The organism is Natronotalea proteinilytica (genome assembly GCF_055379935.1).
The window spans coordinates 2,948,737-2,968,279 of record NZ_AP043947.1 but is presented as its reverse complement, the minus strand read 5'-3'; the positions used below and the strand labels follow the sequence as shown (position 1 = coordinate 2,968,279).

At 57.6% G+C, this 19,543-nt stretch carries 12 protein-coding genes; 8 read left to right on the top strand and 4 right to left on the bottom strand.

What is annotated here, in order from left to right; translation table 11 throughout:
• Positions 1 to 615: 615 nt before the first annotated feature.
• Positions 616 to 4,377: a methionine synthase gene (gene metH / locus ACZ5AL_RS11795; protein WP_464510591.1), complete on the bottom strand. Its 3,762-nt coding sequence runs from the start codon at positions 4,375 to 4,377 to the stop codon at positions 616 to 618.
• A gap of 226 nt (positions 4,378 to 4,603) precedes the next feature.
• Between metH and ACZ5AL_RS11790 the strand changes: the two genes are divergently transcribed.
• On the top strand, positions 4,604 to 5,956 hold the full coding sequence (locus tag ACZ5AL_RS11790) for an NAD(P)-dependent oxidoreductase (protein WP_464510589.1): 1,353 nt from the start codon (positions 4,604 to 4,606) through the stop codon (positions 5,954 to 5,956).
• 280 nt (positions 5,957 to 6,236) lie between these two features.
• Complete coding sequence (locus ACZ5AL_RS11785) at positions 6,237 to 7,181, top strand: L-lactate dehydrogenase (protein WP_464510588.1); 945 nt, start codon at positions 6,237 to 6,239, stop codon at positions 7,179 to 7,181.
• 690 nt (positions 7,182 to 7,871) lie between these two features.
• On the opposite strand, the gene ACZ5AL_RS11780 is transcribed toward ACZ5AL_RS11785, so the two are convergent.
• The gene (locus ACZ5AL_RS11780; RefSeq protein WP_464510586.1) at positions 7,872 to 8,906 is read right to left on the bottom strand and encodes a rhomboid family intramembrane serine protease; all 1,035 of its coding nucleotides are present in this window, start codon (positions 8,904 to 8,906) and stop codon (positions 7,872 to 7,874) included.
• Positions 8,907 to 9,094: 188 nt separating this feature from the next.
• Entirely contained in the window at positions 9,095 to 9,793 is a 699-nt protein-coding gene (locus tag ACZ5AL_RS11775) for a rhomboid family intramembrane serine protease (RefSeq protein ID WP_464513296.1), read from the bottom strand.
• A 158-nt stretch (positions 9,794 to 9,951) separates the two neighbouring features.
• Here ACZ5AL_RS11775 and ACZ5AL_RS11770 point away from each other — a divergent pair, with 158 nt between their 5' ends.
• From ACZ5AL_RS11770 to ACZ5AL_RS11745, 6 genes are all read left to right on the top strand, one after another.
• On the top strand, positions 9,952 to 10,719 hold the full coding sequence (locus ACZ5AL_RS11770; RefSeq protein ID WP_464510585.1) for a UDP-2,3-diacylglucosamine diphosphatase: 768 nt from the start codon (positions 9,952 to 9,954) through the stop codon (positions 10,717 to 10,719).
• A 104-nt stretch (positions 10,720 to 10,823) separates the two neighbouring features.
• On the top strand, positions 10,824 to 13,229 hold the full coding sequence (locus ACZ5AL_RS11765) for a penicillin-binding protein 1A (RefSeq protein WP_464510584.1): 2,406 nt from the start codon (positions 10,824 to 10,826) through the stop codon (positions 13,227 to 13,229).
• A 201-nt stretch (positions 13,230 to 13,430) separates the two neighbouring features.
• Positions 13,431 to 13,976 (top strand): hypothetical protein, encoded by a 546-nt coding sequence (locus ACZ5AL_RS11760; protein WP_464510583.1) that lies wholly within the window; start codon positions 13,431 to 13,433, stop codon positions 13,974 to 13,976.
• A 167-nt stretch (positions 13,977 to 14,143) separates the two neighbouring features.
• Positions 14,144 to 15,226 carry a glycosyltransferase family 4 protein gene (locus ACZ5AL_RS11755; protein WP_464510581.1) on the top strand — a complete coding sequence of 361 codons (1,083 nt, stop codon included), beginning with the start codon at positions 14,144 to 14,146 and terminating at the stop codon, positions 15,224 to 15,226.
• 91 nt (positions 15,227 to 15,317) lie between these two features.
• On the top strand, positions 15,318 to 15,542 hold the full coding sequence (locus ACZ5AL_RS11750; RefSeq protein WP_464510580.1) for a putative signal transducing protein: 225 nt from the start codon (positions 15,318 to 15,320) through the stop codon (positions 15,540 to 15,542).
• A 119-nt stretch (positions 15,543 to 15,661) separates the two neighbouring features.
• Complete coding sequence (locus ACZ5AL_RS11745; protein ID WP_464510579.1) at positions 15,662 to 16,255, top strand: transposase; 594 nt, start codon at positions 15,662 to 15,664, stop codon at positions 16,253 to 16,255.
• Between the two features lie 77 nt (positions 16,256 to 16,332).
• On the opposite strand, the gene ACZ5AL_RS11740 is transcribed toward ACZ5AL_RS11745, so the two are convergent.
• Positions 16,333 to 19,491 carry a vitamin B12-dependent ribonucleotide reductase gene (locus tag ACZ5AL_RS11740; protein ID WP_464510577.1) on the bottom strand — a complete coding sequence of 1,053 codons (3,159 nt, stop codon included), beginning with the start codon at positions 19,489 to 19,491 and terminating at the stop codon, positions 16,333 to 16,335.
• Positions 19,492 to 19,543: the final 52 nt, after the last annotated feature.

The window sequence follows — 19,543 nt, the reverse complement described above, 5'->3', positions numbered from 1 at the left end:
TCAACGGCCCTGCTCATTTCGGGGGAGATCTTTACTCACTGCGTTCGTCAGTCGCTTCGCTCGTGTCAGGACTCCACGTCTCCTAGACGGAGCCGCTCCGCTCAAGATGACAACATAAAAACGAGGTCGTTGTCCACCCAAACTTTGACCTGTGACACAGCACTAAGTGGGATCGGCGACGCCTTTGGCTTTGGAATACTAGCTGGTTTAACCGTTTTCTGCTAGTGGGTCTGAGAACTTCTGTCTTGGAGAGGACTCTTTTCTCATGCCCGTAATGCAAAGGGGGTGTTCATTTTTGCCTTGATGCAAAAACGAACTAAAAAAAATCAAGGCTGGAAGAACTGGGCCTGACTCTGCCTGTAGGGCCGCTAAAATTGATCAAACTCGCTCGCAGGCTCGCTTAAACAGGATCAATTTTCGGGCGCGGCCCAGCGGCTCCGTCCGGGCGGCCCACTTCTTCGAGGCCGAAGGGACTTACAATTGGAAGGGAAACCGTTGGTTGAAAAGGGGCTGTTGATGTAGTAAACTATTTCGATATGCCCTTGGGACTATTGAATTGAGATGGGCAAAACTCAGCTTCAAAGTTGATGTTACTTACCAGACTCGTGGCACACCTCATACCGTTACGATCGCGCGTTCATCTTCGTACTCCGCCGGGTCGTACGCCAGCCGATCGGCCAGCCACTGCTCAATTTCGGCGACGCCCATGTTCTTGCGAGAGGCGTAGTCCTCGATCTGATCGCGCTCGAACGTGCCGACGTTGTAGTAGCTGGCTTCCGGATGCGCAAAGTACACGCCGCACACCGAGGCACCCGGGTACATGGCTAGGTTTTCGGTGAGAGAAATGCTGGTGTGCTTCTCCACGCCCATCAGATCCCAGATGAGCGGCTTCTCGGTGTGATCTGGACATGCCGGATAGCCGGGCGCCGGACGGATCCCTCGATATTTTTCGCGGATCAGTTCTTCGTTCGACAGGTCTTCGTCGGGGGCATAACCCCAGTAGTCGGTGCGTACCTGTTCGTGTAAGTATTCGGCAAACGCTTCGGCCAGCCGATCGGCCAGGGCCTGGGCCATGATGACGTTGTAATCGTCTTGCGCCGCCTTGAAGTCCTCGATGATGTGCTCCAGCCCGAGGCCGGCGGTAACGGCGAACGCACCGATGTAATCGCCGATGCCGCTGTCTTTGGGCGCTACATAGTCAGACAGCGCCCGGTTCGGCATATCACCACGCTTCTCGGTTTGCTGGCGCAGCGAGTGCAGCACGGTGGCTACCTGCGTGCGGGTGTCATCGGTGTACACTTCGATGTCGTCGCCCACGCGGTTGGCCGGATACAGTCCAATAATGCCGTTGCAGGTGAGTGAGCGGCGCCGCGAGAGCCGGTCGAGCATTGCATTGGCATCCTCGTAAAGCTGGCGGGCCTCCTCCCCCTTCTCTTCATCATCAAAGACCGCAGGGTACTTCCCGCTGACATCCCACGCAATGAAGAAGGGCGTCCAGTCGATATACTCGCGGAGTGTGTCAATGGGTACCTTCGGGAAGACGGTGGTGCCGAGCTTGTTCGGCGTGGTAATGGGCACCTCGTTCCAGTTGCTGGTGAAACGATTGGCGCGCGCCTCCTCAATAGACAGATACGTCTTGCGCCGTCCGCCGCGCTTGTGGCGTTCCCGGAGCGTTTCGTAGCGCTCCTCCACCTCGCGCAAGAACGTATCGCGCAGGTCCTCGGCCACCAGGTTACCCGTTACGTTCACGCTGCGTGAGGCATCCAGCACATGGACCACCGGACCGCTGTAATGCTCGGCGATCTTTACGGCGGTGTGGATTTCGGAGGTGGTGGCGCCGCCAATCAGCAGCGGAATGTCGAATCCCTCTCGCTCCATCTCCTCAGCTACATGCACCATTTCATCGAGCGATGGCGTAATGAGTCCGCTCAGCCCAATGATGTCCACATCGTGCTCGCGCGCCTTGGCGAGGATCTCCTGGGCCGGCACCATCACGCCCAGGTCGACTACGTCGTAGCCGTTGCATTGCAGCACCACGCCGACAATGTTCTTGCCGATGTCGTGCACATCGCCCTTCACGGTAGCCAGGAGTACCTTCGGGTTGTCGGTGTCTTCGCGAGGAGCTTCGCCAGCAGCCTCGCGGCGCGCATCTTCGGCGGCCTGTTCTTCTTCGATATACGGACGCAGGTGAGCCACAGCTTTTTTCATCACGCGTGCGCTTTTCACGACCTGCGGCAGAAACATCTTGCCATCGCCAAACAGATCGCCAACCACGTCCATGCCATCCATGAGCGGACCCTCGATTACGTCGAGCGATTCGTCGTACTTCTGGCGCGCTTCCTCTGCATCTTCAACGATGTGATCAAGAATGCCTTTTACAAGCGCGTGCTCGATGCGCTGCTCGACCGGCTCCTCGCGCCATTCAGCGGTTTTTTCCTCCTGTTCGGTGTCGTCGTCTTGCGCGGCGATTTCCTCGGCCAGGTCGACCAGTCGCTCGGTGGCATCGTCGCGGCGGTTGAAGAGCACGTCTTCGATGCGCTCGCGCAGCGTATCATCGATCTCATCGTAGACCTCGATCTGCCCGGCGTTGACGATTGCCATGTCCATGCCGCGCTTGATGGCGTGGTAGAGAAAGATGGTGTGCATGGCCTCGCGCACGCGGTTGTTACCCCGGAACGAGAAGCTGATGTTGGAGAGTCCGCCACTGACTTTGGCGTGGGGCAAGTTCTCCTTAATCCACTCGGTGGCTTCGAGAAAGTCGATGCCGTAGGTGGCGTGCTCCTCGATGCCGGTGGCGATAGCGAAGATGTTCGGATCGAAAATGATATCCTGCGGAGGAAAGCCCACCTCATCCACCAGGAGCCGGTAGGCCCGCTCGCAGATCTCAGTGCGTCGCTCGTAGGTGTCGGCCTGACCGTCTTCGTCGAAGGCCATCACGATAACCGCTGCGCCGTAGCGACGACAGAGGCGCGCATGCTCTAAGAACTCCTCCTCGCCCTCCTTCATCGAGATCGAGTTTACGACCGGCTTGCCCTGCACGCAGCGCAGCCCGGTTTCGAGCACCTCCCACTTCGAGGAGTCGATCACAATGGGCACCCGCGAGATGTCGGGCTCGGCGGCCACCAGCTGCAAGAAGCGCTTCATGGCGGCGGGGCCGTCGATCATGCCCTCGTCCATGTTCACGTCGATGAGCTGCGCCCCGTTCTCGACCTGCTGCCGCGCCACGTTGAGTGCTGTCTCGTAATTGTCGTTCTTAATGAGGCGCTTAAAGCGGCGTGAGCCCATCACGTTGGTGCGCTCGCCGATGTTCACAAAGTTCAGGTCTTCGCGGAAGACCAGCGGTTCGAGTCCGCTCAGGCGCAGCGTGGTTGAGGGCTCGGGGCGCTCGCGGGGGGCGTGCTGAGCAGCCACATCCACAAATGCTTCGATGTGGTCGGGTGTGGTGCCGCAACATCCGCCCACAATGTTAAGCCAGCCTTCGTTTAGGTAGCTATCGAGCTGCTCGGCCATAAACTCGGGCGTCTCGTCGTATCCCCCAAACTCATTGGGAAGCCCTGCATTCGGATAGAGGCTGGTGAACGTCTCCGCGCAGTTGGCTAGCTCTTCGATAAACGGGCGCATCTGCTTGGAGCCGAGCGCGCAGTTGAGTCCCACACTCAACAGTTGGGGTTGGTGCATCACCGAGGTGTAGAATGCCTCAGGCGTCTGCCCCGAGAGCGTACGCCCGCTCATGTCGGTGATGGTACCCGAAATCATGACCGGCCACTGCTGGTCGCGGTCGTCGAAGAGGCGCTGAATGGCGTAGAGCGCCGCCTTGCAGTTTAGCGTATCGAAGACCGTTTCCACAAGCAGAATGTCCACGCCGCCATCTACGAGTCCGCGTGCCTGCTCGTAGTAGGCTGTCTGCAGCTCCTCAAAAGTTGCGGCGCGGTACCCGGGGTCGTTGACGTCGGGGGAGACGGAGAGCGTCTTGTTGGTCGGACCCATGGCGCCGGCTACGAACCGGGGCTTGTCCTCGGTCGAGGCGTCGTCAGCGGCCTCGCGTGCCAGCCGGGCGCTGGCTACGTTTAGCTCGTACGCCAGATGCTTCAGCGAATAGTCCTCCTGCGCAATGGCGGTGGCGCTGAAGGTGTTCGTCTCGATAATGTCGCTGCCCGCGGCCAGATACTGCCGGTGGATGTCTTGAATGACATCCGGACGCGTAAGAGAGAGTAGATCGTTGTTGCCTTTCAAGTCGGCCTCCACATCGGCCACCTGATCGTTGCGGAAGTCGGCTTCAGAGAGATCGTGACGCTGAATCATCGTCCCCATCGCGCCATCCATCACCAGAATGCGCCGGGTAAGCAAGTCGCGAAGGGTATCAAACGTCGTTGGCATAAGAGCGGGAGCGTGCATGAACGAGAGGACGTCGGGCTAACGTACCTATCTGAAAGCAGGGATGTTGCGACAACTTGAACTGGAACCGCTTCCATGAAATACTTCACAACATCGGAAGATGTATTCAGGGGGGTACGGACCTTTCTGCCCCATCAGATGCGTTCAACGGGATGCGTAACATACCGATCATACGATCGCTGAGTCCTCTATACAATCCCGGTTTCTCATGCAGGAATCTCCCACGCTTGTCCGTCCTCGCTTTCTGAACGATCGCTTCCAAAAGGCCATCATCCTGGAGCAGCCCGACCCGTCGCTCGACGACTACCTGCTTGAGCAAGGTATTACGCCCGAGCGCGTGCCGGACGAAGAGACATCCGATGTTGAATCGGTCATTGCCCGGCTTGAAGAGGGGCAGCACGACCTGCTCTACAAACGAAGCAAGTTTCCAGTCACCGAAGAAGTGCTTGCCGCGTCGCCCAACCTGGCAGCGATTATGCTTTGCTGCATCGGCGACGACACGGTCGACAAGCAGGCGTGTGCCGAGGCGGGCGTGCTCGTTATGAACGACCCGGTGAGCAACGGGCGGTCTGTCGTGGAGATGGTCTTTGGTGAGATGATCGGGATTGCACGACGCATCTTTACCGCGAATGAAGCAGGACGCCAGCATTTATGGACGAAGTCGAGCTCGCGTCGGTACGAGCTGCTGGGCAAAACGCTTTCGATTATCGGACTCGGCAACATCGGCAAACAAATCGCCAAGTTGGCCGACAACTTTGGCATGGACATCTGTTTCTACGATGCCTCAGAGGTGGCCAGCGAGGTGGGCGAAACGCTGGGATGGACGGCCTGCGACAGCATCGAAGAGGCGTTTGCCAGGGGGGATTTTGTGACGCTGCATGTCTCAGCTGAAGATCCGAAAGGGCGCTCCAACCAAGGCTTGATCACGTACGACCACTTCAAGCGATTGGCTGCGGATCGCCCTGAGAACAGTCCACGCGGGTTCATCAACGCTGCACGCGGGTTCTTGTATGATCCTGATGATTTGAAGCGAGCCATCAAAGAAGGTCACGTACGGGCCGCTGCAATCGATGTGTTTCCGGAAGAGCCGGGCAGCAGTAACGAAGAGTGGGAGAACCCCTATGCAGAGGTGGGGGAAGTTGTCACTACGCCTCATATCGGCGCAGCCACCCAAGAAGCGCAGCCCCGCATCGCCTCACGCATTGCCACCACCACGCGTATGTTCAACGAGCACGCTACGGTGCGCGACACGGTCTTTGCTCCGCAAGAAACCATCGGAGCCCGCGTAGAGCCTCCGTACTGGGCGCTTTCGGTAGTGCACAGCGATGTGCGGGGCACGAAGAAGGCGATTGACGACTCGGTGTATGATGCCGGGGCCAGCAATCTCAATTCCAACCACTGCGACTTTCCCGAATACGGCATTGCCTACGACGTGAACGCGCTCAACGAGCCGCTGTCGGATGCACAACTCGACAATCTGGTCGAGCGCGCTGTTGAGCTTTCCGGTGATCCTCACGCCATTCGGTCGGTTCGGCAGTTCAAAGTGAATGGCCGGCGGTAACAGACGCTTGGGAGCCTGGCAGCAAGAGCATGTGCGGCTCTTCGCATCCACAAAAAATAAGAATCGTCTGCACACTCCGAGTAGTCAACACGGTACATCGCAACCGTCGCTGGTAACCTCCCAATCTGTCGTTGAAGTCACTCGGCTGTGTGTAGCACGTGCAAAAGCGCAAGAGCGAAAGCGCTTCGTGTGTAACGTGGTTGTGTAGATGGGGCACGTTTGCCAACGGCATAAGGTACAGGCATACACATTGTGTTTTCCCGATCTGTTTTGCACTACCATGATCCAACGTCGCACTATCGGAATTGTAGGCACCGGCAATGTAGGCCAAGCGGCTGCTTATGCGCTCTTTAATCAGCGTCTGGCCAGTGAAATCATTCTGCTGGATGTAGATCATAGGCGGGCCGAGGGGCACGCCATGGATCTGATGCACGGGCAAATGCTGGTCGGCAATGTGAATGCCCGCGCTGGAACGTACGCTGATATGGCGGAAGCGCAGTTGATCGTGATTTCGGCAGGGGCCAGCCAAAAAAGTCCCGACGAAACGCGCCTTGAACTGTTAGAGCGCAACGTCAATATCTTTGAATCGATTGTGGCTGATCTGGATAAGCACGCTCCCGAAGCCATGCTTGTGGTGGCCACCAATCCCGTGGACGTGCTTACCTACGTAACGCAACACCTGTCAGACCGTCCCGCCGAGCGTGTTATTGGAACCGGCACCCTGTTGGATACAGCTCGCTTCCGGGCGCTCCTCGGCAAGCACTACGGCGTAGATCCACGGTCGGTTCATGCTTATATTCTGGGCGAGCATGGCGATTCGGAAGTGCCCATCTGGAGCAACGCAACCATTGGTGGACAGCCCCTGCGCGAAGGCGGCATCTTAGAACACGACTTTGATGCAGAAGCCATGCAAGACATCTTCGAACAGGCGCGGAATGCGGCCTACGAAATTATTGAGCGAAAAGGCCACACCGATACAGCGATCGGGGTTGTTATTGCTCGCATTGTGCGTGCCGTGGTCGAAGATCAGCGGAGCGTGTTGCCGGTGAGTGTGCGCACCAAGGGGGCCTACGGAATCCATGATGTGTGCTTGAGTCTTCCCTGTGTCGTTGGACGCCACGGCATTGAGGGGCGCGTCACCCCATCTCTCGACGACGAAGAGTATGAGGGCCTGCATGCATCGGCTCAGGTCCTCAAAGACAGTCGAGAGGGGCTCACGCTGTAGCACACGAGTAGCATATTGTAAAGTACCACACAAGGGCACGCCGCTTTCGAGCCGCGTGCCCTTGCTGTACTTGCTGTATGAGGCTTGCTGTATGAAGGAGATGCAGGGATCAGTCAGGCTGTATAAGGAGGCAGCTATTGCTGTGTCACACAATGGTTGGTCAATCGTTGGTCTCCCCCTCGTCGCGATGTACAACCGGCATGACCTTCGGCCCCTCCGCGTCGCGACGAAGCGGTGGACGCTCTGCGTCCTTCGGTTTCCGCGTGTTGTCTATGTACGCATAAAGCATACCTCTTCTCCAGGGGGCCGTAGTGCTGTGTCACAGGTCAATCTTCGGGTTGCAATACGCCCTGTTTTAATGTTGTCATCTTGAGCGGAGCAACTGCGTCTAGCAGGTGCGGAGTCTGACACGAGCGAAGCGACTGACGAAGGCAGTGAGTAACAATCTCCCCCGAAATGAGCAGGGCCGCTCGATCGATCAGAGCCTGCTGAGCGTCGGGGAGATGGTTCGGCTGCGCTCACCATGACAGGTTTTTTGGAAGGGTCTGGGACACAGAGTTTCGGACGGTCTCCATACCCTAACAATCAGGTGTGACAGAGTAGTAGTACTGTGTTACCCCTCAATGGTTGGGTAGCACAGTCAGCAGTCCTTCCTCATCGCCCCCTCCAACACTCATCTGTGACAGCCCGCTATGACTGACTCGCCTCGTACAAGATGCGTTTCTCTTCCTCGCTTAGCGACTCGTAGCCGTGTTCGCTGATTTTGTCGAGGATACGATCCACTTCCGATTCAGTGGCACTGCCCGAGCCTCCAGTACTGGATGAGCGCCCACTCGACGATCGCGAGCCTCCACGCGTGGTCGTTCGTTTCGAACGGCCACTGCTCGACGAGGAACTGTCTGTCGAGGAAGCATCGGACGGAGACGTTCCGCTTTGCGGGTCGCCGCCCAGCCACATCTCAATGCGGTCGAGCAAACTCATCTTTGGGGTGGTTGAGGATGTCGTTCGGCTTCCGCGTCCATGGCGGCGAGCGGTATAGCTGCCGCGTCCGCTGCTGTTATCGTCAACAAAGATACGGGCCCACGAGGTTACGTCGATGCCGTTTTGCGAGGCGCGAGCCACCAGGAAACCGGCCAGCGCGCCGCCCCAGTGGGCTGTAACGGCCACGCCTGAAGAGGAAAGCGCCAGCAGGGCGTCAATGGCCAGGAAGCCCAACACCAGGTACAGCAGACGCACTGTACCCAAGAAGAGTAGTGCGATTTTCTTGTAGGGGTAAAAGATAGCAACCGCCATGAGTACGCCCAGCACGGCCCCGCTGGCTCCGTGAATGACGCTTCCGAAGATCCCCGGCATCAGAAAGCCAAACAGGAGCGAGAGAAGCCCTCCCCCGATTCCGCCCAAAATATACAGAGCAAGAAGTTCGTGCGCCCCGTGCATTCGTTCAAACTCCCTGCCGATCCACCACAGCCACAGCATATTAAATGCGATGTGCAGCAGTCCAAAGAAGCCGGGACGCAGATGTAAAAAGTTGTACGTGAGCACCTGCCACGGAGCCACCAGTGCGCCCGGAAAGACCGTATGCAGCGCCAGATAGTTGTAGACAAACGCCTCGGCAGGACTCCACAAGCGAATGAACTGCCAGACCACATACAACACCACGTTAATGGCGATGAGGGTGCGCAGCGCTTTAGGCTGTCGGCTATACCAAGATTGAAACTGATTCACGGCAACGAGGGGGCAATTGGATTCCCAAAGGAACGGGGAGCGCGAGATCACGCACAGATAAGGGGTATGTATACCGCAGACGTGGAGCAAGGTTTTACCCGTCGGCCTGCAAACCGCTTGTCCAAGCGTAACTGTTTAACGACAACCGTTCGGAAAGTCTATGCGGTTTTTGCTACATCACAGGGGCGTTACCAGCGCATTTCACGTTCTGGCTGTGTAGGAAGTTTACCACGCCAGTATTGGATGAGGAGGAAGCCAAAAACCATGCCGCCCAGGTGGGCAAAGTTGGCCACGCCTGCTTGCGTACCGGAAAGTCCAGCGAACAGCTCAAAGGCGCCCAGACCGATCACCAGCCACTTGGCCTTGATGGGAAACAAGAAGTAGAGGTAGATCGGCTGGTTGGGAAACATCATGCCGAAGGCGAGCAGCACACCAAACACGCCTCCCGAGGCCCCAATAGTGGGTACGGCGCTATCTACGAACAGCAAGTGGGTAAGGGCTGCTCCTACAACGCACACAAAGTAGAACGTTAGGAAGCGCTCCGACCCCCATTTGTTTTCGATTTGCACCCCGAACATCCAGAGGATGAACATATTGAACAGGATGTGCATGAAGCTACCATGCAAGAAGCTGTACGTAATCAGCTGCCAGATCCAGAAGCCGGGTACATCGCCTTGAAAGAATAAAGTGATTCCTTGGTCGGGTGCCCCAGGCGGATACAAGGCCATGTAATTGAGCACGGTGGTTAAGGCCGCGGTGTCACTTAGCGTGGCCTCCGCTACAAGTTGTGCCATAAAAAAGAGCCCGTTCAAGATCAGCAAGTTCTTGATAACGGGGGGGAACACCGAGAACTGGGCAGGCGGTTGGTATTGCGACTGACGGTTCATGAAGGCAGGGCACCATCCGTATAAAACAGGCGAGGGTGCTTGCAGAAGCACCGATTCGGCTGTACCTACATGCCCCACGCAAAGTTCAGCACGGTCAGTTTCCATGGGGTGTGGTTTTCCTATTCATCGCTGTATTTTCCCATAGTCGTACCTATTCTGTGGTTCTGTTTGTGTCGGATATGCATTTCGGGCGTGCCGACCGTCACACGACGCGCCGCGATGAACAGGCGCTTGTTGACTGTCTGCGCGCGCACTACGACACAACGCAGTACCTGTACCTGGTAGGCGATGTGTTCGATGCTTACATTGAACATCAGAAGTACGTACCCAAGGGAGCGGTACGGCTACAGGCCGAATTGGCTCGATGGGTAGAAAGCGGACGGTCGGTCATCTACCTGATGGGCAACCACGACCCCTGGCACCTCGACTACATGGATCGCGAGCTGGGCGTGCGCATGATCGATGGCCCCTGGATAGCGCACCACTTCGGGCAGCAAGTGTATCTGGCGCACGGAGATGCCATCGCCTCCACCCACGGATGGTTCGGTCGTTGGATGCGCACGGTTATGCGTCACAAAGGGGCGGTGGCAGCATATCGCACGCTTATCCCCGCCGATTGGGGGCTTGCTGGAGCCGAACGGGTGAGCCGATGGCTGCACGGTCCAACCGACCCGCAGGTTGTCAACGCCCTTGGCATCCATGCACAGCATGTGCTGCATGCGTCCAATGCCTCGGCGGTAGTGATGGGGCACAGTCATCAACCGGTTCTGCAGTCATACAAAGATGGGGTATATGCAAATACAGGAGCCTGGTACGAAACACGGACGGTGGTGCGTTTTACGGGAACCCGGTGGACACTTATGCGCTGGAACGGAAAACGGGCAGTACCCATAAAATCGGTTCACCTGCATCGTTCGGCGTGCTAAGCAGTCGGCTCCCGTTATGTGTCTCCGTTTTACGTGATCATATAGCGCGGCTGCCACCTCCACTTATTCGTATCCGTTTGTTCCCTCCTGAACGCTGACGCTTCATGTCAGACCAGTGGTCATTCTCCGACGAGGAGTTAGAAAATTATTTCGAGGACCCCGACACACGCAAAGGCGCAAGCCAATCTCCTCCTGATTCTGATGAGTCCATCTCAGAGCAGGCGGGGGAAGCAGGCGATTCTCCGTCTGCTGCTGCGAGGTCAGATAGCGGCCCTTGGACAGGCTGGATGGGGCGATGGATTGACCATCCGCAGATGGCGCAGGCAGCATCGGTGCTAAGCATCTTTGTAGCCATTGGCCTTGCAGGGGTGCTGCTCATTCTCGGCATGTTTTTCTATTTGAGCTCCGACATCCCATCCACGCAGAGTCTTGAAAATCCGTCGCTAGATCGGGCTACCATTGCCTACACAGCCGATGGAGAAGAACTGGCTCGGTACGCACGCCAGAATCGAACGCCGCTTCCATATGATAGCATAAGTGTGCATGCGATTGAAGCACTCATTGCCACTGAGGATCACCGGTTCCACCGGCACTGGGGAGTAGATCTGCAAGGAATCGTGGCAGCCACCGTAAGTACCCTCACAGGCAACCTGCGAGGGGCCTCCACAATTTCGCAGCAGCTGGCACGTAATCTCTATGACGAAGAAGTAGGGCGCGAAGTGAGCGTGACACGCAAGCTCCGCGAAATTATTACCGCTGTTGAATTGGAGCGGCGCTACACCAAAACCGAAATCGTCGAGATGTATTTCAACACGGTGAGCTTCGGGTCGAATGCCTTTGGAATTGATGCAGCCGCCCGCACCTTTTACGGCGTCCGAGGCAGCGAACTGGATGTGCCCCAGGCAGCTACACTGGTTGGGCTTTTGAAAGGGACGACCTATTACAACCCGGTGCGCAACCCCGAAAACGCCCAGCGTCGCCGTAATGTGGTGCTCGGACAAATGGTACGCAATGGGTTTTTGACCGAAGAAGAGTTGGCGGAGTATCGGGAAAAGCCTGTAGATGCCGAGTATCACTCTGCCGAGTTGTACGCTAGCTTAGCTCCGTACTTTGCTGAGCATGTGCGCAACGAACTGCAGCGCCTCACGCGCGATCCGTCGCATCCGCTTAGTGATCACGACATGTACGGCGATGGATTGCGTGTGTACACAACCCTCGATAGTAAAGTGCAAGAGCATGCGCAAGCGGCTGTGGATGCGCAAATGGAGGGCTTGCAGGCTGTGGTCGATTATGAGTGGGGGCAATCCCAGATCTCTTCGCTGGGTATCGATTTTGAACCGTACCTCGAACGCGTTTCCGAAGAAGGGTTTGAGCCGTTTGCCCATTTCTGGAACACGAATACAAACCTCGTCAACGAGTATATTCGAGACACCAACCATTACCAGTCGCTTACCAACGACGGCTACAGCGACACCGAAGCGCTCGAAGAGCTCCATGCCAACGAGACGTTTGTCGATTCGCTGCGCACCCTCAAGACGCGACTTGAAGCCGGGATGGTTTCTATGGAACCGCGTACCGGTCAGATCAAAGCATGGGTTGGCGGACGCGACTTCCGCAGCGATCAGTACGACAAAGTGAGCATCGCCCGCCGGCAGTCCGGATCTACCTTCAAACCCTTTGTCTACACAGCAGCTATCGATAATGGATATTCGCCATTCCAAACGTATGTAGATAGCACATTTCAGTACTACGATGAAGGGGCCGACGAAATATGGAGCCCCACCAACTTTAGCGGGCACAGTGGCGAAGATGTGACGCTTACCCAAGCACTGGCCCGGTCGCTCAATACCGTTACCGCCCGCCTGGCCATCGATATTGAGCCAAGTACCATCGTGCAATATGCCCGCCGTATGGGGGTACATAGCACCATTCGCCCCCAAGATGTTGGCCCGGCGATCTCTCTGGGAACGACCGACGTAACCCTGTTAGAGATGGTAAACGCCTACAGTACACTTGCCAATGGTGGGTTACGATACGAGCCCCAAACCATCACACGAGTAGAAGATCGCTATGGGAATGTACTGTGGGAGCAGACGCCAGCGCCCCAAGAAGCGCTTTCCGAACGCACCGCCTATACCGTAGTTGATATGATGCGCGGTGTCATCGACTTTGGAACCGGCATACGAATGCGTACACAGTTTGGCCTCTCGGGGTACGATTTGTCAGGGAAAACCGGGACGACCCAACGCAGCGCCGATGGCTGGTTTGTACTCATGCATCCAGACCTTGTGACAGGCGCCTGGGTCGGCTTTAACGATCAGCGCATCACATTTCGAACCAGCACGTGGGGACAAGGAGGACGCAATGCACTGTTCTTGGTCGGTGACTTCTCGCAACGCATTGCCGAAATGGAGAATAGCCCGCTCTCACGCGAAGCCGAGTTCCCACTCGAAGAATACGACGATCCCCCGTCCGATGACGACCGCGATACGGATGGTGTAGGATGGTAGATCGTAACATTTAGAGCATCGGCCGGAAACACCGTGAACGCCGACCGCTTCACTCGGTTAAGGTACCATACAATATCCATTTGCTTGGTGCGTGGATCTGACACATCCTCTGCGGTACCGTGTGCATTGGGCTGGCAGCAGCTGGCCTCAGACGCTCGCACCAAAGCAACGCTTGTAACCTCACCCCAACACTAAGGACCTGTGGACATCGAATCGCGCACTGTAGATATACCTCGTAAAGAGCGCACCACCAAGAGCGACGACCCCGTTGCGATCTGGCCGCTTGTTGAAGCTGCCCTCGACAAAATAGATGCGGATGAGCCCACGCGCGAAGCCGCTCAGGCGGCAATCCAGTACAGCGATGGGTGCGCCGTCTTGGCCAATTACCTGAACAGCCAAGCCAAGCGTGTTCATAAAATGGACTATCGCTTTAAGGTGCCTCTCCTCGTATTTGGAGCTGAACTGGCCCGTGAAGATGATGGCGCAGAAACCATCTATGATCCTGAGGAAGGAGCCATCTACTTCGAGACCGACGACCACCAGTTCTCCTTTCACGTCTACAAAGACTGGACCGTCGACTGGGAGTCTGTGGCCGACTATGTCGAAAACGGCTACGAATGGATTGGCGTAGACAACCAAGTCTGGGCGCTCGACTGGCTCATGGATTACCTGGAGGTGCCCACCGATAAGTACATGGTGGATGATGACGAAGACGATGACGAAATGGAGCGCTTCAGCCGTATCTAAGAGATAGGCTGGTTTCGCTGATGGACGAGTAGGCATGCAGCGGCGTGCACGTTGGCGTAATATGCGCCAAACCTTACAGTTGCTCTCATCCATAGAAGCATGACTTCAGCGGGACATTGTAGCATTATGCACGTGCTACTATGTTCTCTTGCTCTCCCCCTGTCATCATGCGCGTTATTGGATGCAACGCCGCGTACGGCGCTGGCGGCATTGGCCAACACCTGGCTCATCTGGTCGAAGAGTTCCGTGATGCAGGCACGCTACATCAGTACCTGGCTCCGCGCGTTCGTCCTCACGATGCACACGGGCACGTTGTCGCCTCCTCGCGCTTGACTTCTTGGGTCCAAGCCTGTCCGCCCATCCGGTGGATGCCGGGCTGGCGCAATCATCTGGGCAATGACCTCTACGATCGTGCTCTCGCTGATGCGCTTCCCCCCACAGGACACACTTACATGGGGTTCGTTGGGAAGTCGCTTCGCACCTTTCAGGCGGCCCACCGCGCCGGATACACCACGCTCGAACTGGTGGCTGCCAACAGCCATGTAGACACCGTTACGCGTCAGCACGCGAAGGCAGCCGGCGATCTTGGAATCCGTGACTCGTGGCTCAACGACGCCCAGCGGCGCAAAACAAAAGCCGAGTACGCGCTCGCCGATCGCATTTACGTGCATTCGACCTACGTGCACGACTCTTTTGTAGAAGCAGGCATTCCCGAGTCGTGCCTCGTACGAACGAATCTGCACCCCGCCAATCGGTTTGTGCCCCCAGCCCACCGCTCACACCAGGGCCCTTTCCACATCGTATATGTTGGGCGTCTTGATGCCACCAAAGGGATTCCGCTGCTTGTTAACGCCTTTGCTCGTTTGTCGGATGTCCCGCTTCGTCTGACTCTGGTAGGCGGATGGTCCACCCCCACTATGCGTCGCTATATGCAGCGCGCCTGTGCTCGCGACCCTCGCATCACCGTTGCCCCCGGCGATCCGCTGCCGGTCTTGCAGCAGGCCGATGTGTTTGTGCATCCAAGCTATGAGGATGGCTTCGGGTATGCTCCCGCCGAAGCGCTGGCGTGTGGCGTGCCCGTCGTAGCCACCCGCGATACGGGCATGGCCGAGCATATCACCCAGGGGGTGAACGGATACGTTATACCCACAGGCTCCGTTGATGCGTTGGTAGATCGGATCCATCACCTCATAGAGCATCCACTGGCAACAACGACCTCGCTATGGCCCCACAGCACAGCCGTACGGTAGTGCGCCTAAACAGGAACGCCTCTTCTTGGCGAACGCACCAGCCAGATGATGCGTATATGTGGCACCGTTGTTGTTAACTGCTGTTTTGTCTATGGCCACGCTTATTACTGTCGCCCAGTTCGATGCGCCGCACCAGGCTCACCTGGCCCGCATGCAACTTGAGGCTGAAGACATTCCCTGCCGCGTGATTCATGAGGACATGACCGGCCTCACCATGTTTTTCTCCTCACGAGCGGGAGGCGTAAAGGTGCAAGTGCCTGCTGGATTTGAAGAGGATGCGCGCGCAGTTCTCCGGGATATGATGGCTGAAGAGTAGCCGGGGCTGTTTCGGATGTGCAGGCTGGCAGCACGATCAACCGACAACAGCGCAGTGGAAGGGGGGCTCGTTACGAAAACGGGGGTTTTGTGTCGTATGGGAAAAGCCCCGGGGCCGCTATGGCCTACAATCCCGACAAACACGACCGCCAGTCGATACGGCATCCCACCTGGGATTATCGACAGCCTGCGGCGTATTTCATTACGACCTGCACCCACGAACGGCGCCATCTGTTCGGCACCGTGGCCGCGAAACGCATGCATGTGAATGCGTACGGACGCATCGTATCCGACGAATGGCACCGCACCGAACGCGTGCGAGACGCCGTGACGTTGGATGCGTTTGTGGTGATGCCCAACCACGTACACGGGATTATTTGGATTCATCCCGATTCCGCGTCCCCCCGTAGGGATTCATCGCCGATGAATCCCTACGGGGAAACGTTTCCCCATCCCGGCAACATGCCAATGTCCGATCATAACCGGGCATACGGACGGGCGATTGCCGGGTCGGTCTCTACCATCATGCGGCAATTCAAATCGATTGCCACGAAACGAATCAACCGGCATCGCGATACGCCGGGTGCGCCTGTGTGGCAACGCAATTTCTACGATCACATCATTCGCAATCGACGGGCCTTGCGTCAAATTCGCCGGTACATCCGCGAGAATCCGGTCCGGTGGACGGATGACCGGTTTTATTCGCGGGACTGATCCATCCCATCAAAAAACCGCCCGGCCCTCCACATGGAGGACCGGGCGGTTGTGTATGAGATACGTTCCGATGTGCATCACCCACACCCGGTCGTCGTCCCACACGCCGGGCAGATGTAGCAGGCGCCGCTGCGCACGGTGATGGTGCCGCAGTTGGCGCAGGGCGGCGAATCCTCCTGGTTCTTGTAGGTGGTTTTCGCCGTGGTCTGCATGACGGCCTTCTGGGCCGGGGCGTCGCTCGCGGTCTCTATGAAGGCATCGATGGTCTGGCCCACCAGCGAGTCCTCGTCGTCAATTGCCGGCGCTTGTTTGGACGCTGGCGTCTCGGATGAGGGTGTGTCCATCGTGCCAAAATCGAGCTCGGCCTGGGCGGCATCGGAGGCGGCGCCGCTGCGGGAGGACGTCTCCCCAGCGGCCGTGTTAGGGTCCACGGTACCCTCCGCCGCATCGGACGTCTGTGGTTCCGCATCCAAGAACTTGATGGATAGGTATCGGAAGATGTAATCCATCATCGACTTGGCGATGGGGATCTGCTTGTTGTTCGTAAAGCCACTCGGCTCAAACCGCATGTGGCTGAACTTGCGGCACAGATCTTCCAGCGGCACGCCGTACTGCAGTGCGATCGACACGCTGGTGGCAAAGGCGTCCATCATGCCGGCAAGGGTCGAACCCTGCTTGGCAATCGTGATGAAGATCTCACCCGGCTGCTCGGTCTCAGGGTAGAGGCCCACCGTCAGGTAGCCTTCGTGACCGGCAATCGAGAACTTGTGCGTGATCGACGGACGCTCATCCGGCAAACGCTTTCGAGTCGGCTTGTACACGACCTTCTCACGGATCTCCGGCTCGGCGGGCTCTGCGTCAGGCATCGCGCCGTCGCCTGAGGGTTCGGCCTGGGCGGCTGCTTCCGTGGCTGCTTCCGTGGCTGCTTCCGTGGCTGCGGCTTTCTCGGCGTCGGACTTCTGCGTGTTGCCGCCTTCGCTGGTCGACAGCGGCTGACTCCGCTTCGAGTTCTCACGGTAGATCGCGACCGCCTTGCAGCCGACCTCCCACCCTTTCTGGTAGGCATCGGCGATGTCGTCGGGAGCGACGTTCTCGGGCATATTGACCGTCTTGCTAATGGCCCCCGAGACGAACGGCTGCACCGCGCCCATCATCTTGATGTGGCCGAGGTGGTGAATCGACCGCTCGCCGTTGTTTGGAGCAAATGCGCAGTCGAACACCGGCAGATGCTCATCTTTGAGCTGCGGCGCGCCCTCAATGGTGTCGTGTTCATCGATATAGGCGATGATCGCCTCGATCTCATCGTCGGAGTAGCCCAGGCGGTTCAGCGCCAGCGGCACGGTCTTATTCACGATCTTGAACATGCCTTCGCCGTCGCCGGCCAGCAGCTTGTACTTCACGAGTGCAATGTCCGGCTCAATGCCGGTGGTATCGCAATCCATGAAGAAACTAACGGTGCCCGTAGGGGCCAACACCGTAGACTGCGCATTGCGGTAGCCGTGGCGCTCGCCCAGTGCCACCATGCGCTCGGCACTCTCGTGCGCAGCTTTCAGCAAGTAATCCGGGCAATCGTCGCGGTCGATGTTGTGCACCGCGTTGCGATGCATGCGCATCACGTCGAGCATGGGCTCTTCGTTCGTGGCGTATTCCTCGAACGGACCGATGCCTTTGTTCGCCGCAATCTCGGCGCTTCGGGCATACGCTTCGCTGTGCTCAATCGCCATGATGGCACCCGCCACAGCGCGACCTTCGTCGCTGTCGTACGGCAGGCCCATCGCCATCAGCAGAGCGCCAATGTTAGCAAAGCCAAGTCCGAGCGGACGCAGCCGATGGCTGTTTCGGGCAATGGATTCGGAGGGGTATCCGGCGTTATCCACCAGAATCTCCTGCGCCGTAATGTAGATGCGCGCCGCGGCCCGCAGCCGCTCCACATCCACCGATCCGTCGTCGCGCTGATACTTGCGCAGGTTCAGGCTCGCCAGGTTGCATGACGAGTTATCGACATGCATAAATTCGCTGCAGGGGTTCGAGCTGTTGATCGGCGCTGTATTCGGAACCGTATGCCACTTCTGAATGGTATCCTCGTACTGCAAGCCTGGATCGCCGCAGATGTAGGTACCTTCGCTGACCTTGTGCAGCAGCTCAGCGGCGTCTATTTCATCGACCACCTCGCCGGTAGTTACCGCGCGCAGTTCGAAGGATTCGCTGCGCTCAGCTGCTTCCATGAACGCATCCGTCACGCGCAGGCTGTGGTTCACGTTCTGGAAGTCCACCGCACCGTATGCCGGACCGTTGAACGAGCCGTCGTAGCCCTGCTCAATCAGCGCCCAGGCTTTCTTTTCTTCGGTCTGCTTCGCCTCCACAAACTGCTCAACGTCGGGATGCCAGCACTTCAGCGTCTGCATGATCGCGGCGCGGCGCGTTTTCCCACCGCTCTTGATCGTGCCCCCAGTGGCATCTTGCACCTTCATGAAGCTTACCGGTCCGCTTGGCTGGCCACCGCCCGACAGCTTCTCTTTCGACGAACGCAGCGTGCTCCAGTCCGCCCCCACGCCGGACCCAAACTTAAACAGACGAGCGCTTTCGCCCATCGTCTTCCAGATGCCGTCGATGGAGTCTTCCACATCCACAATGAAGCAGGCCGACGCCTGGGGATACATGTACGGATCCACCCGCACAACCTCTTGTGCCTCGTGATCCCAGCCGTATATTTTCTTATCGCCGGTATCGCGAATGCCGTACTGCTGGCCCAGCCCCACGTTGAACCATACCGGCGAGTTGAACGCGCCGTATTGGTTGGTACAGAGCCAGGTCAGTTCGTCATAGAAACGGTCGGCATCCTCGTCCGAGGCAAAATAGCCCTGCTCGCGCCCCCATTCCGTAATGGTGCGGGTGACGCGGTCAATAAGCTGTTTGAGGGAGTATTCGCGTTGCCCATCGGCTGGACTTCCGTTTCCAGCATCCTGGTCGCCGTAGAAGTACTTGCTGGCTACTACGTTTGTGGCCAACTGACTCCACGATTCAGGAAACTCAACGTCGTGCTGTTCGAAGACAGCCTCGCCGCTCGGATTCTTGATCGCGGCGTCGCGCGTCTCCCAGGTCACACTCTCAAAGGGATGCTCGCCCTCCGACGCGAACACCCGTTCAATAGAAAGTCCCTCTTCAAGCGATTCCGCATCGGGCAGGGCAACCCGATCGGCATCCGTAAAGAGGGGAGATTTTAGTGTATCAGACATGCGTACGTGGTTGGATTGCATAAAACGAACGAATCAATGCAGCCACACAGAT

What these genes read in the sequence shown, in the direction of transcription:
- metH (WP_464510591.1), bottom strand. Translation starts at nt 4,377, where the DNA reads ATGCCAACGACGTTTGATACCCTTCGCGACTTGCTTACCCGGCGCATT.
- ACZ5AL_RS11790 (WP_464510589.1), top strand. Translation starts at nt 4,604, where the DNA reads ATGCAGGAATCTCCCACGCTTGTCCGTCCTCGCTTTCTGAACGATCGC.
- ACZ5AL_RS11785 (WP_464510588.1), top strand. Translation starts at nt 6,237, where the DNA reads ATGATCCAACGTCGCACTATCGGAATTGTAGGCACCGGCAATGTAGGC.
- ACZ5AL_RS11775 (WP_464513296.1), bottom strand. Translation starts at nt 9,793, where the DNA reads ATGAACCGTCAGTCGCAATACCAACCGCCTGCCCAGTTCTCGGTGTTC.
- ACZ5AL_RS11765 (WP_464510584.1), top strand. Translation starts at nt 10,824, where the DNA reads ATGTCAGACCAGTGGTCATTCTCCGACGAGGAGTTAGAAAATTATTTC.
- ACZ5AL_RS11755 (WP_464510581.1), top strand. Translation starts at nt 14,144, where the DNA reads ATGCGCGTTATTGGATGCAACGCCGCGTACGGCGCTGGCGGCATTGGC.
- ACZ5AL_RS11750 (WP_464510580.1), top strand. Translation starts at nt 15,318, where the DNA reads ATGGCCACGCTTATTACTGTCGCCCAGTTCGATGCGCCGCACCAGGCT.
- ACZ5AL_RS11745 (WP_464510579.1), top strand. Translation starts at nt 15,662, where the DNA reads ATGGCCTACAATCCCGACAAACACGACCGCCAGTCGATACGGCATCCC.
- ACZ5AL_RS11740 (WP_464510577.1), bottom strand. Translation starts at nt 19,491, where the DNA reads ATGTCTGATACACTAAAATCTCCCCTCTTTACGGATGCCGATCGGGTT.